This window comes from Pseudomonas sp. Irchel 3F6 (assembly GCF_900187595.1).
Classification (GTDB): domain Bacteria; phylum Pseudomonadota; class Gammaproteobacteria; order Pseudomonadales; family Pseudomonadaceae; genus Aquipseudomonas; species Aquipseudomonas siliginis.
On record NZ_FYDP01000002.1, the window covers coordinates 148,293 to 161,962 of the forward strand.

11 protein-coding genes and 1 pseudogene are annotated in these 13,670 nt (G+C 61.7%); 11 read left to right on the top strand and 1 reads right to left on the bottom strand.

The window, feature by feature from the left end:
* Positions 1–54 precede the first annotated feature (54 nt).
* The 7 genes from mreC to tldD all read left to right on the top strand — a co-directional run bounded on the left by mreC (position 55) and on the right by tldD (position 10,114).
* Positions 55–1,158 (top strand): rod shape-determining protein MreC, encoded by a 1,104-nt coding sequence (gene mreC / locus CKW30_RS06690; RefSeq protein WP_076565845.1) that lies wholly within the window; start codon positions 55–57, stop codon positions 1,156–1,158.
* Complete coding sequence (gene mreD / locus CKW30_RS06695) at positions 1,158–1,649, top strand: rod shape-determining protein MreD (protein WP_056782930.1); 492 nt, start codon at positions 1,158–1,160, stop codon at positions 1,647–1,649. The genes mreC and mreD overlap by 1 nt, the downstream gene beginning before the upstream one ends.
* Before the next feature lie 37 nt (positions 1,650–1,686).
* Positions 1,687–2,283 (top strand): nucleoside triphosphate pyrophosphatase, encoded by a 597-nt coding sequence (locus CKW30_RS06700; protein ID WP_056782932.1) that lies wholly within the window; start codon positions 1,687–1,689, stop codon positions 2,281–2,283.
* A 58-nt stretch (positions 2,284–2,341) separates the two neighbouring features.
* Positions 2,342–3,799, top strand: coding sequence for a ribonuclease G (rng, locus tag CKW30_RS06705; RefSeq protein ID WP_016771696.1), 1,458 nt, complete (start codon positions 2,342–2,344; stop codon positions 3,797–3,799).
* Between the two features lie 75 nt (positions 3,800–3,874).
* Complete coding sequence (locus CKW30_RS06710; protein ID WP_095180371.1) at positions 3,875–7,678, top strand: YhdP family protein; 3,804 nt, start codon at positions 3,875–3,877, stop codon at positions 7,676–7,678.
* A gap of 128 nt (positions 7,679–7,806) precedes the next feature.
* Positions 7,807–8,667: a carbon-nitrogen hydrolase family protein gene (locus CKW30_RS06715; protein ID WP_095180372.1), complete on the top strand. Its 861-nt coding sequence runs from the start codon at positions 7,807–7,809 to the stop codon at positions 8,665–8,667.
* A 4-nt stretch (positions 8,668–8,671) separates the two neighbouring features.
* The gene (gene tldD, locus CKW30_RS06720; protein WP_016771693.1) at positions 8,672–10,114 is read left to right on the top strand and encodes a metalloprotease TldD; all 1,443 of its coding nucleotides are present in this window, start codon (positions 8,672–8,674) and stop codon (positions 10,112–10,114) included.
* 51 nt (positions 10,115–10,165) lie between these two features.
* Here the strand turns inward: tldD and yjgA are convergent, their stop codons facing one another.
* The gene (yjgA, locus tag CKW30_RS06725; protein WP_016771692.1) at positions 10,166–10,690 is read right to left on the bottom strand and encodes a ribosome biogenesis factor YjgA; all 525 of its coding nucleotides are present in this window, start codon (positions 10,688–10,690) and stop codon (positions 10,166–10,168) included.
* Positions 10,691–10,798: 108 nt separating this feature from the next.
* Between yjgA and pmbA the strand changes: the two genes are divergently transcribed.
* The 4 genes and pseudogenes from pmbA to CKW30_RS06745 all read left to right on the top strand — a co-directional run bounded on the left by pmbA (position 10,799) and on the right by CKW30_RS06745 (position 13,668).
* Positions 10,799–12,145 (top strand): metalloprotease PmbA, encoded by a 1,347-nt coding sequence (pmbA, locus tag CKW30_RS06730; RefSeq protein ID WP_095180373.1) that lies wholly within the window; start codon positions 10,799–10,801, stop codon positions 12,143–12,145.
* 251 nt (positions 12,146–12,396) lie between these two features.
* Positions 12,397–12,477: pseudogene (locus tag CKW30_RS06735) on the top strand (FagA protein); the annotation flags it as partial.
* A gap of 137 nt (positions 12,478–12,614) precedes the next feature.
* A complete protein-coding gene (locus tag CKW30_RS06740; RefSeq protein WP_095180374.1) occupies positions 12,615–13,055 on the top strand; it encodes a hypothetical protein in 441 nt (146 codons plus the stop codon).
* A 1-nt stretch (position 13,056) separates the two neighbouring features.
* Positions 13,057–13,668: a superoxide dismutase gene (locus CKW30_RS06745; protein WP_095180375.1), complete on the top strand. Its 612-nt coding sequence runs from the start codon at positions 13,057–13,059 to the stop codon at positions 13,666–13,668.
* The last annotated feature ends 2 nt before the right edge of the window (positions 13,669–13,670 follow it).

Here is a 13,670-nt window from a genome sequence, read left to right on the forward strand (position 1 = left end):
GGCCGGTTTGATGCCGTATGAATAAACAGAACATTTGCCTGGGAGGAGCGGCTTATTAAACCGCTTTTCACCAAAGGCCCTTCGTTGGGCGTGCGCCTGTTGGTGCTAGCCGTGCTCGCGGTCGCACTGATGGTGGTCGATGCACGTTTCGACCTGCTCAAGCCCGCGCGCAAGCAAGCGTCGCTGGTGCTCATGGATGCCTACTGGATCACCGACCTGCCCGGCCGCTTGTGGGAAGGGGTCGCCAGTCAGTTCGGCAGCCGCACCGAGCTCGTCGCCGAAAACGAAAAACTCAAGACCGAAAACCTGCTGTTGCAGGGACGCATGCAAAAGCTCGCGGCCCTGACCGAGCAGAACGTTCGGCTGCGCGAGTTGCTCAACTCCTCCGCACTGGTCAATGAAAAGGTCGAAGTGGCCGAGTTGATCGGCATGGACCCCAACCCCTTCACCCATCGCATCATCATCAACAAAGGTGAGCGCGACGGCGTGGTGCTCGGCCAACCGGTGCTCGATGCACGCGGGCTGATGGGCCAGGTGGTCGAATTGATGCCGTACACCTCGCGGGTCCTGCTGCTGACCGACACCACCCATAGCATTCCGGTGCAGGTGAATCGTAACGGTCTGCGCGCGATTGCCAGTGGCACCGGCAACCCTGAGCGCCTGGAATTGCGTCATGTCGCCGACACGGCGGACATCAAGGAAGGCGATCTGCTGGTCAGCTCCGGCCTTGGCCAGCGTTTTCCGGCCGGTTATCCGGTGGCCACGGTCAAGGAAGTCATCCACGATTCCGGCCAACCGTTTGCCATTGTCCGCGCCGTGCCGACTGCCGCCCTGAACCGCAGCCGCTATCTGCTGCTGGTGTTCAGCGACAGCCGCACTGCCGAGGAACGCGCCAATGACGCGGCCCAGGCGCAGGAACAGCTCGATGCCCACGGCGGCGGCCCGATGTTGCCGGCCAGCGTGCCGAAACCGTTGATCATGCCTGCCACGCCGTCGACCGCTACCGCAGCGCCGGCCGCTGAAGCAGCGGCGCCTGCCACCACGCCTGCCAAGCCTGCCGCGAGCAAACCGCCCGCTGCCGCTCCGGCCGCTGCCAAACCGCCGGCCGCGAGCAAACCACCGGCAAAACCGCCAGCGACTACCGGGGGACGAGAATAATGGTCGGCGCGAAAAAATCCGGAAACAGCTGGATGATCTGGTTGACGTTCTTCGTCGGCATCCTGCTCAGCGTGTCACCGTTGCCGATCTTCATGGAAATCCTTCGCCCGCTGTGGCTGGCCTTGCTCGTGACCTTCTGGGCGCTGTACATGCCGCACACGGTCGGCATGGTCACCGCCTTCTGTCTGGGACTGGCCGAAGATGTCCTGCAGGGCGACCTGCTCGGGCAGAACGCGCTGATCCTGACCCTGATTACTTTCCTCGTGTTGTCGTTGCAGCAGCGTCTGCGCATGTTCCCGATGTGGCAGCAGTGCCTGGTGATCCTGGTGATCTTCGGCCTCGCACAGTTGGCGCAACTGTGGCTGAGCGCTCTGACCGGCAACCGTCAGCCAACCCTGGCGCTGGTCTTGCCGGCGCTGGTCAGTGCCTTGCTCTGGCCGTGGGTCAGCTTCGCCCTTCGCGGGATGTGCCGACGCTACAGAATCTATTGAGCCGGTGAAGCAGGGCACTGAACAGGGAGATGTTTTGATGAAACTGCTTTACCTCGCCTCCGGCTCACCGCGTCGCCGTGAATTGCTCACGCAGATCGGCGTGCAGTTCTCCGCCATCAGCGCGGACATCGACGAAACCCCGCTTCCTGAAGAATCCCCTTCGGCCTATGTCGAACGCCTTGCGCGTGGCAAGGCCGAGGCCGGTCGCCGTTCGGTCGTCTCTGATCAGCCGTTCTGCGTGCTTGGCGCCGACACCGCTGTGGTGCTCGACGGCAAAATTCTTGGCAAACCGGTGGACGAAGCCGATGCATGCGCCATGCTGATGATGTTGTCCGGCAACGAACACGAAGTGCTGACCGCTATCGCCGTGCTTGAAGGTGAGCGCTGCGAGTCGCGGGTGGTGCGCAGTCGCGTGCGTTTCCGCACCATCAGCCGCGATGAGGCCGCTGCCTACTGGGCCAGTGGCGAACCGCGCGACAAGGCCGGCGGCTATGGCATTCAGGGCCTGGGTGCGGTGTTTGTCGCCGGGCTCGAAGGCAGCTATTCGGCGGTGGTCGGCTTGCCGTTGTGCGAAACCTGCGAGGTGTTGGGCCATTTCGGCATACCCTGTTGGCAAAACCTGAACACGCCCTGAGCGTCGTACGAATCCAGATGCGGCCACTATCGTGAACATGCCTGAACGAGATCCTGCCATGAGTGAAGAGATTCTGATCAACATCACGCCGATGGAATCGCGCGTGGCGGTGGTCGAAAACGGTGTGCTGCAAGAAGTCCACGTCGAGCGCACGCAGAAACGCGGGATCGTCGGCAACATCTATAAAGGCAAGATCGTTCGCGTCCTGCCGGGCATGCAGGCGGCATTTGTTGACATCGGCCTCGATCGTGCGGCTTTCATTCACGCCGCCGAAATCTCCCTGCGCGAAGGCCCGGCGGTGGAAAGCATCAGTTCGCTGGTGCACGAAGGCCAGAGCCTGGTGGTGCAAGTCACCAAGGATCCGATCGGCTCTAAAGGCGCACGCCTGACCACGCAACTGTCGATTCCTTCGCGTTATCTGGTGTACATGCCGCGCACTGCCCACGTTGGCATTTCCCTGAAGATCGAAGACGAAGCCGAGCGCGAGCGTCTCAAGCAGGTGGTCAGCGATTGCGTGGCCAAAGAAGGCATCAAGGAGGCCGGCGGTTTCATTCTGCGCACAGCCGCTGAAGGCGCGGGCGCTGATGAAATCCTCATGGACATCCGCTACCTGCGGCGCCTCTGGGACCAGATCAACGAGCAGATCAAGACCATCGCCGCGCCGAGCGTGATCTACGAAGATCTCGGCCTGGCCCTGCGCACCCTGCGTGATCTGGTCAATCCAAAGATCGAGAAGATCCGCATCGATTCCCGGGAAACCTTCCAGAAAACCACGCAGTTTGTCGCCGAACTGATGCCGGAAATCGCTGATCGTCTGGAACACTACCCGGGTGAACGACCGATCTTCGATCTGTACGGTGTCGAAGACGAAATCCAGCGCGCGCTGGAGCGCAAGGTGCCGCTGAAGTCAGGCGGCTATCTGGTGATCGATCCGGCGGAAGCCATGACCACCATCGACGTCAACACCGGGGCGTTCGTCGGTCATCGCAACCTCGAAGAAACCATTTTCAAGACCAATCTCGAAGCGGCCACGGCGATTGCCCGGCAGATGCGCCTGCGCAACCTCGGCGGGATCATCATCATCGACTTCATCGACATGGAAGATGAAGAGCACCAGCGTCAGGTCCTGCGCACTCTGGAAAAACAGCTGGAGCGCGACCACGCCAAGACCAACATCATCGGCATCACCGAGTTGGGCCTGGTGCAGATGACCCGCAAGCGTACCCGCGAAAGCCTTGAGCAGGTGCTGTGCGAACCGTGCAGCAGTTGTCAGGGACGCGGCAAACTGAAGACCGCCGAAACCATCTGTTACGAGATCTTCCGCGAGATTCTCCGCGAGGCCCGTGCTTATCAGGCCGAGGGTTACCGGGTGCTGGCCAACCAGAAGGTGGTCGATCGTCTGCTTGATGAAGAGTCCGGTAACGTCGCCGAGCTTGAAGGCTTCATCGGTCGCACCATACGCTTCCAGGTGGAAACCATGTATTCCCAGGAACAATATGACGTGGTGCTGCTCTGAAACCCTGCATCACCCTTCATTCAACGCGGCTGGCCTCAGCTTTTCGCAGTTTTTTTGCCATGGGAGCCAACTGACATGGAGCGTCTGACACGCATTCTGGCCGCACTCACCCGCTGGGGGCTGGGCCTGTGCGCGTTGGTTCTGGTGTTGATGGCGTTGTACGTCAGCCTCGGCCGCGAGCTGACGCCACTGGTGGCCGAATACCGCGCCGACATCGAAGACAAGGCAAGCGCCGCCCTCGGCATGCCCTTGCAGATCGGTGAGCTGGAAGGCAACTGGAGCGGTTTCGCGCCGATCCTGCTGGCCCATGACGTGATGGTCGGCGACGGCGCCAACGCGCTGCGCCTCGACCGCGTACGGGTAGTGCCGGATATGTGGGGCAGCTTGCTCGCCCGCGAAGTCCGTCTCGCGCATATCGAACTCAACGGTTTGAAGATCAGCCTCAAGGAAGCCGAAGACGGTACCTGGGCGCTGGAAGGGCTGCCGGTGCAGAAGGATCAGCCGTTCGATGCGGCGCAACTGTTCCAGCGCTCGCAGATGATCAGACAATTGTCGGTGCTCGACAGCCAGGTGACCCTGCAACCGCTCGATCACCCGCCCATGACGCTCACCTATGTCGGCCTCAATCTGCGTACCGGCGCCAGCCGCCAGCGTCTCGACGCGCGTCTGACCTTGCCCGATGGCCAGCCTGTCGCGCTGAGCCTGCGCAGCCAGCTGCGTCCCGATCAATGGCAGAACAGCGCCATCGAGGGTTATGCCAGCCTGCCGCAGAGCGACTGGGCGAAATGGCTCCCCGAGCGCCTGACCCAGCAATGGAATTTTTCCGAGATCAAGGCCGGCGGCGAACTCTGGGTCGATTGGGCCGAAGGCGCGTTGCAAAGCGCCGCGTTGCGCCTGAATGCGCCGCAAGTGACCGGTGCCTACGCCGAGCGCAAGCCGATCCAGATCAACAATCTGGCGCTCAACGCCTATTACCGCAACACAGCCGAAGGGGTGAAAGTCACTCTTGATTCACTGGCGATGAGCTTCGGCGACACCCGCTGGGAATCCCATGTGCAGGTGCAGCAGACCCGCGCCAGCGCCAAGGCTGAAGAGCTCTGGCATTTGCAGGCCGATCGCCTCGATCTGACCCCGATCACGCCGCTGCTCAATGCGCTGGGGCCGTTGCCACAAAGCTTCGCCACAGTGGTCGAGCGTTTGAAGGTAACCGGCGGCCTGCGTAATGTGCTGCTGGACTTCCGCCCGACCGCCACCGATGGCAACAAATTCGGCTTTGCCGCCAACCTCGACAACGTCGGTTTCGATGCCTACCACGGCGCTCCGGCGGCGCGCAATGTCAGTGGCAGCGTGAGTGGCAACCTCGACGGCGGCGAGTTGCGCCTCGACAGCAAGGACTTCGTCCTGCACCTCGATCCGATTTTCGCCAAGCCATGGCAATACCTGCAGGCCAATGCGCGGCTGACCTGGAAGCTCGACAAGGATGGCTTCACCCTGATTGCGCCATACCTCAAGGTATTGGGCGAGGAGGGCAAGATTGCCGGCGATTTCCTCATTCGCCTGCACTTTGACCATAGCCAGGAAGACTACATGGACCTGCGCGTCGGCCTGGTTGATGGCGACGGTCGCTACACCGCGAAATACCTGCCGGCGGTGTTGAGCCCGGCGCTTGATGAGTGGCTGCGCACAGCGATCCTCAAAGGCGCAGTGGACCAGGGCTTCTTCCAGTATCAGGGCTCGCTGAGCAAGAACGCTGGCGAGGCTGATCGCAGCATCAGCCTGTTCTTCAAAGTGCACGACGCCGAGCTGGCGTTTCAGCCGGGCTGGCCGCATGTGAGCAAAGTCAGCGGCGATGTGTTCATCGAAGACAGCGGCGTGCGCATCTGGGCCAGCAAAGGCCAGTTGCTCGACACCCAAGTCAGCGATGTCTTCGTCAATATTCCTCATGTACCGGCCGGGCAGAACTCGCATTTGTTCCTGGATGGCGCATTTGCCGGTGGCCTGGGCGACGGCTTGAAGATTCTTCAGGATGCGCCGATCGGCACTGGTGAGACCTTTGCTGGTTGGGAGGGTGCGGGTGATCTGAATGGCAAGCTCAAGCTGGATATTCCGCTGGCCAAGGGCGAACAGCCGAAAATCCTCGTCGATTTCAAAACCGCCAACGCGCGGCTGAAACTGGCCGAACCGAAACTGGAACTGAGCCAGCTCAAGGGCGATTTCCGCTTCGACAGCAATAAAGGCCTCAGCGGCCAGAACATCTCTGCACGGGCCTTCGACAAACCGGTCACTGCGCAGATCTTCGCTGATGGCAGCCCCAACCAGATCAAGACCCGGGTTGCGGCGTCGGGGCAGGTTGATGTGAAAAAGCTCACCGATTGGCTGGGCGTGACCCAGCCGTTGCCGGTGTCCGGGACGATTCCTTATCAGTTGCAGCTGAATCTTTCCGGGGCCGACAGCCAGTTGCTGGTCAGCTCCAGCCTCAAAGGCGTGGCGGTGGATCTGCCGGCGCCGTTCGGCATGACCGCCGATGTCGGGCGCGACACAGTGTTTCGCATGACCCTGCAAGGGCAGGAGCGGCGTTACTGGTTCAATTACGATCAACTGGCCAATTTCACTTTTGCTGCGCCGCCGAGCAATTTCGCCGACGGCCGTGGCGAACTGTTTCTCGGCGCTGGCGAAGCGGTGTTGCCGGGCGCCAAGGGCCTGCGCATTCGCGGGGTGCTGTCGGAACTGGACGTCGCGCCGTGGCAGGATCTGGCCAGCAAGTACGCTGGCGGGGATCCGGGCGGCAGCGCCAAGCAACTGCTGAGCAGTGCTGACATCAAGGTCGGCAAATTGACCGCGTTCGGCACCACGCTGGATCAGGCTTCGGTGCAGATCAATCGCAAGCCAGGCGCGTGGAACCTGGCGCTGGATAGCCAACAGGCCAAGGGCAGCGCCAGCCTGCCGGATGCCAAGGGCGTGCCGATTGCGGTGAATCTGCAATACGTGAAACTGCCGGCGCCGGACCCGGCGGTGCAGGCTGACGAGAATGCACCGGATACATTGGCGTCGGTCGACCCGACGAAAATCCCGGCGCTGGATATCACCCTCAATCAGTTGTTCCTCGGCCCCGATCTGGTCGGTGGCTGGTCGCTGAAAGTGCGGCCGACCGCCAAGGGCATCGCGCTGAACAACCTCGACATGGGCCTCAAGGGCATCCTCCTGCAAGGCAACGGCGGCTGGGAAGGCGCGCCGGGGGCGACCAGCAGTTGGTACAAGGGCCGCATTGGCGGCAAGAATCTGGCCGACGTGCTCAAAGGCTGGGGCTTCGCGCCGAGCGTGACCAGCGAAGAATTCCATATGGATGTCGACGGCCGTTGGCCGGGCTCGCCGGCGTGGCTGGCGACCAAGCGCTTCTCCGGCACCCTCGATGCCTCGCTGAACAAAGGCCAGTTCGTTGAAGTGGAAGGCGGTGCTCAGGCGCTGCGGGTGTTCGGCCTGCTCAACTTCAACTCGATCGGCCGGCGCCTGCGTCTGGACTTCTCCGACCTGTTCGGCAAAGGCCTGAGCTACGACCGGGTCAAAGGTTTGCTGGTGGCGAACAATGGTGTCTACGTGACACGTGAGCCGATTCGCCTGACCGGGCCTTCGAGCAATCTGGAATTGGACGGCACGCTGGATCTGGTCGGTGACAAGGTCGATGCGAAATTGCTGGTGACACTGCCGGTGACCAACAACCTGCCGATCGCCGCGTTGCTCGTCGGCGCACCGGCGGTCGGCGGCGCGCTGTTCCTCATCGACAAGCTGATCGGCGACCGCGTCGCGCGCTTCGCCAGCGTCAAGTACACCGTCAAAGGCCCATGGAAAGAGCCGAAAATCACCTTCGACAAGCCTTTTTAACTAGCAGACACTACCCCTGTAGGAGCTGCCGAAGGCTGCGATCTTTTGATCTGGCTCTTAAAAAAAATCAACAGATCGCAGCCTTCGGCAGCTCCTACACAGTCATATGCAAATCCCGAGGAGCGGCCATGTCTTTAGCGGTGATTCAAATGGTCAGCCAGAGCGACGTGCCGGCCAATCTGGCCCAGGCCCGGCGCCTGCTTGAACAGGCCGCCGCCGGCGGGGCGAAACTCGCGGTGCTGCCGGAAAACTTCGCCGCCATGGGCCGTCGCGACGTCGCCGATATCGGCCGCGCCGAGGCCTTGGGCGAAGGGCCGATCCTGCCATGGTTGAAACAGACCGCCCGCGACCTCACCTTATGGATAGTCGCCGGCACGTTGCCGTTGCCACCGTTGGGTCAACCCACGGCCAAAGCCAATGCCTGCTCATTGCTGATCAACGAGCACGGCGAGGTGGTCGCGCGCTATGACAAGCTGCATCTGTTCGATGTCGATGTCGCCGACAATCGCGGCCAATACCGTGAATCCGATGACTATGCTTATGGCGGTAATGTAGTGGTGGCGGATACGCCGGTGGGGCGAGTCGGTCTGAGTGTGTGTTACGACTTGCGTTTCCCGGAGCTGTACAGTGAATTGCGTGCCGCCGGTGCCGAATTGATTACCGCACCGTCGGCGTTTACGGCCGTAACCGGCGCCGCGCATTGGGATGTACTGATCCGCGCGCGGGCCATCGAAACACAGTGTTATATCCTCGCGGCCGCACAGGGCGGCAGCCATCCCGGACCGCGTGAAACCTTCGGGCATGCGGCGATTGTCGACCCGTGGGGGCGCGTACTGGCCCAACAGGATCAAGGCGAGGCGGTGTTGCTGGCCGCCCGCGACAGCGATGAACAAGCGTCCATCCGGGCGCGCATGCCGGTGACGCGTCATCGGCGGTTTTTCTCGCAGGGCGCCCAGCGGCCTGCTTCAGAACACGAATTTAAGGCGTAAACCTATGAGCGAGTTGTTGTCCTCAGTCAGTGATCACCTGTTGGCACCCGGCGGTGTCACGATCGAGAGCCTGCAAGGCGTGCTCGGCGATCTGGCCGGGCCGGGCATCGATGCCGCCGACCTGTATTTCCAGGGCCAGATTTCCGAGTCATGGGCGCTGGAAGACGGCATCGTCAAGGAAGGCAGCTTCAACCTCGATCAGGGTGTCGGCGTGCGTGCACAGTCCGGTGAGAAAACCGGTTTTGCCTACAGCAACGCGATCACCCTCGAGGCCCTCGGCGCAGCGGCCCGCGCCGCGCGTTCGATCTCCCGCGCCGGACAGAACGGCACCGTGCAGGCATTCACCAGCCAGGACGTCGCGCAACTGTACGCGCCGGATAACCCGCTGGAAGTGCTCAGCCGCGCGGAAAAAGTCGAGTTGCTCAAACGCATCGACGTCGCCACCCGCGCGCTCGACCCACGGATTCAGCAAGTCAGCGTGAGCATGGCCGGGGTCTGGGAGCGAATTCTGGTGGCCTCCACCGACGGTGGCCTGGCCGCCGACGTGCGACCGCTGGTGCGCTTCAATGTCAGCGTCATCGTTGAGCAGAACGGCCGGCGCGAACGCGGCGGGCATGGCGGCGGCGGGCGTACCGATTACCGCTACTTCCTCGCCGAAGACCGCGCCATGGGTTATGCCCGCGAAGCGCTGCGCCAGGCGCTGGTCAACCTTGAAGCAATTCCAGCGCCGGCCGGTACCTTGCCGGTGGTGCTGGGTTCCGGCTGGTCCGGGGTGCTGCTGCACGAAGCGGTCGGTCACGGTCTGGAAGGCGATTTCAATCGCAAGGGCAGCTCGGCCTATAGCGGGCGCATGGGCGAAATGGTTGCCTCCAAGCTTTGCACCATCGTCGATGACGGCACCTTGAGCGGTCGTCGCGGTTCGCTGAGCGTCGATGACGAAGGCACGCCCACCGAGTGCACTACGCTGATCGAAAACGGCGTACTCAAGGGCTACATGCAAGACAAGCTCAACGCGCGGCTGATGGGCGTGGCGCGCACCGGTAACGGTCGTCGCGAATCCTATGCGCATCTGCCGATGCCCCGGATGACCAACACCTACATGCTCGGTGGCGAAAGTGATCCGGCGGAAATCATCGCCTCGGTGAAGAAGGGCATCTACTGCGCCAACCTCGGCGGCGGTCAGGTCGATATCACCAGCGGCAAGTTCGTGTTCTCGACCAGCGAGGCTTATCTGATCGAGGACGGCAAAATCACCGCACCGGTCAAAGGCGCGACATTGATCGGCAACGGTCCCGAGGCGATGAGCCGGGTGTCGATGGTCGGTAACGATCTGGCGCTGGACAGCGGTGTGGGTACGTGCGGCAAGGATGGGCAGTCGGTGCCGGTAGGTGTCGGCCAGCCAACGCTGAAAATCGATGCGATCACCGTGGGTGGCACGGGCGCATAAGAACGGTGGGGCTTTCGGGTGGCGCGCAGGACGGCCACCCGGTGGCGATTATCAACGCAGACCGCGTTGAGTCTCGTCCAGCTCCCGAATGTATTTGAAGATCTTGCGGCTCGAAGCAGGTGGTTTGTTTTGCGCAACCTCATGCTGGGCCTGACGGATCAGGGAACGCAATTGCTGGCGATCGGCGTCCGGGTACTCGATGACGAATTTCTCCAGCACGGCGTCATCGCCCGCGATCAGGCGGTCACGCCAGCGTTCCAGATTATGGAAACGCTCGTTGTACTGGCGAGTGGAGGCATCGAGTTGATCGAGCAGAGTCAGAATCGCGTCAGTGTCCTGGTCGCGCATCAGTTTGCCGATGAACTGCAAATGCCGTTTACGCGCGATGTTCGCGGTGTGCTTGGGCGCATCGGCCAATGCCCGGCGCAAAGCGTCGGTCAACGGCAGTTTGGCGACCAGATCAGGCTTGAGTGTGGTCAGGCGCTCGCCGAGGTCAACCAGCGCATGCAACTCGCGTTTGACCTGAGATTTGCTTTTTTCTCCCGTATCGAGGGAGTCGTCGTAAGAATCAACCATGGTGGCAGTCCGCAAAGAAACGCCGCCATGATAACCAGTCGGGGGCCGCTTGTCCGGCCCGGTCGCTCGATGACCCCAGCCGAAAGCAGAATTTGAGTGGAGATGAGCATGAGTGCAGTTCAAAGCGTCGGCCCGCAGGCATTGCCGGCACTGCAAGAACAGGTCGAGCAGATCATCGCCGAAGCCACGCGCCAGGGCGCCAGTGCCTGTGAAGTCGCGGTGTCGCTGGAGCAGGGGCTGTCGACTTCGGTGCGTCAGCGCGAGGTCGAAACCGTTGAATTCAATCGTGATCAGGGTTTTGGCATCACCCTGTACGTCGGCCAGCGCAAAGGCTCGGCCAGCACCTCGGCCACCGGACCGGAGGCGATTCGTGAAACCGTCGCAGCAGCACTCGCGATCGCCAAACATACGTCCGAGGACGAAGCTTCGGGTCTGGCCGACGCCGCACTGATGGCCAGGGATGTGCAGGATTTCGACCTGTTCCACGAATGGGACATCACCCCGGAGCAGGCCATCGAGAAGGCTTTGCTCTGCGAGGCAGCCGCGTTCGATGCCGATGCGCGGATCAAGAACGCCGACGGCACCACCCTCAGCACCCATCAGGGCTGCCGGGTTTATGGCAACAGCCACGGTTTCATCGGCGGTTACGCGTCGACCCGGCACAGCCTGAGTTGCGTGATGATCGCCGAAGCTGACGGGCAGATGCAGCGCGATTACTGGTATGACGTCAATCGCCAGGGCAGTCTGCTCGCCGATCCGGTGAGCATCGGCCAGCGTGCCGCGCAACGGGCGGCGAGCCGTCTGGGCGCGCGGCCGGTGCCGACCTGCGAAGTGCCGGTGCTGTTTTCCGCCGAACTGGCGGGCGGTCTGTTCGGCAGCTTCCTCTCGGCAGTATCCGGCGGCAGCCTGTATCGCAAATCGTCGTTTCTGGAAGGCACACTGGGGCAGAAGCTGTTCCCGGAATGGCTGACCATTGATGAGCGTCCGCATCTGATGCGTGCCATGGGCAGTGCTTCCTACGACGGTGATGGCCTGGCGACTTACGCGAAACCGTTCGTCGAAAAGGGCGAGTTGGTCTCCTACATCCTCGGCACCTATTCCGGACGGAAACTGGGCATGCCGAGCACCGCCAACGCGGGCGGGGTGCACAACCTGTTCGTCACCCATGGCGACGAGGATCAGGCAGCACTGCTCAAGCGCATGGGCCGGGGATTGCTGGTCACCGAGTTGATGGGCCATGGCCTGAACATGGTCACCGGTGACTATTCGCGCGGCGCTGCGGGCTTCTGGGTGGAAAACGGCGAGATCCAGTTCGCCGTGCAGGAAGTGACCATCGCCGGCAACATGCGTGACATGTTCAAGCAGATTGTCGCAGTGGGTAATGATCTGGAACTGCGCAGCAACATTCGCACCGGGTCTGTGTTGATCGAGCGGATGACTGTCGCCGGCAGCTAAGCCGCGAATCCGCCAACAAAAAAGGCGCGCCATCCGTTGTGGATGGCGCGCCTTTTTTATTCGCTTCGCACAAATCCCCTGTGGGAGCGAGCCTGCTCGCGAAAGCGGTGGATCAGTTGCAAATGTGCTGGCTGACACGGCGCATTCGCGAGCACGCTCGCTCCCACAAATGAACAGCGCAAACTCGAACGCTTGTTTTGGTTCTCATTATCATCTAATAATAAATCTCATTTCCGGACGGGTCACGGATCATGAGTTCTGCCTTGCACGAGCAGCCCTACCTCGAAAGCCGGCGCTGGATGAGTCGCCAGATCCGTTGCGCGCTAACGCCTGCAAGGAAGGCTGTGCGGTGATCGACGTCGCCCTGGAACACACCCGCCTGTCGCGCAGCCAGCTGAAAGAGTTGCTCAACCCCGAGAAACTCACCGCCGGCGGCGTGTAAACCCCGCAACCGCTTTGGAGGCTCATCATGGAGCACTGGAAACGCACGATCGAACGGGCCAATCGCTGCTTCATGCTGGGCGAACTGATCGACGCCCGCGAGGCTTACCTGCAAGCCCTGGCCCTGGCGCAAGTGTTGTTCGAACGCTGGGTGGATGCCGACGAAGCGGTGGCGGCCTGCGTCGTCTCACATCACAACCTGGCTGACCTGCATCTGCGCCTGAACCAACCGGAGGAGAGCGCCGAATATCTCTGTGCCATCCATCAACGTTTGTTGCAGACCATGCAGGACGAGCGCTTGCGTCCGGCCCTGCGTGAGGCGGCGCTGCGCCAGAGCAGCAAGACCTATGTCGAACTGTTGAACTTCATCAGCGAGCACGGCGAATACCCACGCACCCAGCGCCTGCTGCATCCGGACACCGACAATGCCCGCCGCGCCTCAACTTCTCATCAGTATGGAGTCCATTGAAATGGCTTTTACCTTGCCTGCCTTGCCTTACGCCTACGATGCCCTCGAGCCGCACATCGATGCGCAGACCATGGAAATCCATTACACCAAGCATCACCAGACCTACATCAACAACCTCAACGCCGCCGTGGAAGGCACCGAGTTCGCCGAGTGGCCGGTAGAAAAACTCGTCGCCAGCGTGCAGCAACTGCCGGAAAAACTTCGCGCGGCGGTGATCAATCAGGGCGGCGGCCACGCCAACCATTCGCTGTTCTGGGAAGTAATGGTGCCCAACGGTGGCGGCAAGCCCAGCGGCGCGCTGGCCAAGGCCATCGACGAGCAACTGGGCGGACTCGACAGTTTCAAGGAAGCGTTCACCAAAGCCGCGCTGACCCGTTTTGGCAGCGGCTGGGCGTGGCTGAGCGTGACACCGGATAAAAAACTGGTCGTGGAAAGCAGCGGCAACCAGGACAGCCCGTTGATGAACGGCAACACCCCGATCCTTGGCCTCGATGTCTGGGAGCACGCTTACTACCTGCGTTACCAGAACCGTCGCCCCGAATACATCAACGCGTTCTACAACGTGATCAACTGGCCGGAAGTTGCTGCGCGCTATCAGGCCGCACTGGTTTAAGC

What these genes read in the sequence shown, in the direction of transcription:
- mreD (WP_056782930.1), top strand. Translation starts at nt 1,158, where the DNA reads ATGGTCGGCGCGAAAAAATCCGGAAACAGCTGGATGATCTGGTTGACG.
- CKW30_RS06700 (WP_056782932.1), top strand. Translation starts at nt 1,687, where the DNA reads ATGAAACTGCTTTACCTCGCCTCCGGCTCACCGCGTCGCCGTGAATTG.
- rng (WP_016771696.1), top strand. Translation starts at nt 2,342, where the DNA reads ATGAGTGAAGAGATTCTGATCAACATCACGCCGATGGAATCGCGCGTG.
- CKW30_RS06710 (WP_095180371.1), top strand. Translation starts at nt 3,875, where the DNA reads ATGGAGCGTCTGACACGCATTCTGGCCGCACTCACCCGCTGGGGGCTG.
- CKW30_RS06715 (WP_095180372.1), top strand. Translation starts at nt 7,807, where the DNA reads ATGTCTTTAGCGGTGATTCAAATGGTCAGCCAGAGCGACGTGCCGGCC.
- tldD (WP_016771693.1), top strand. Translation starts at nt 8,672, where the DNA reads ATGAGCGAGTTGTTGTCCTCAGTCAGTGATCACCTGTTGGCACCCGGC.
- yjgA (WP_016771692.1), bottom strand. Translation starts at nt 10,690, where the DNA reads ATGGTTGATTCTTACGACGACTCCCTCGATACGGGAGAAAAAAGCAAA.
- pmbA (WP_095180373.1), top strand. Translation starts at nt 10,799, where the DNA reads ATGAGTGCAGTTCAAAGCGTCGGCCCGCAGGCATTGCCGGCACTGCAA.
- CKW30_RS06740 (WP_095180374.1), top strand. Translation starts at nt 12,615, where the DNA reads ATGGAGCACTGGAAACGCACGATCGAACGGGCCAATCGCTGCTTCATG.
- CKW30_RS06745 (WP_095180375.1), top strand. Translation starts at nt 13,057, where the DNA reads ATGGCTTTTACCTTGCCTGCCTTGCCTTACGCCTACGATGCCCTCGAG.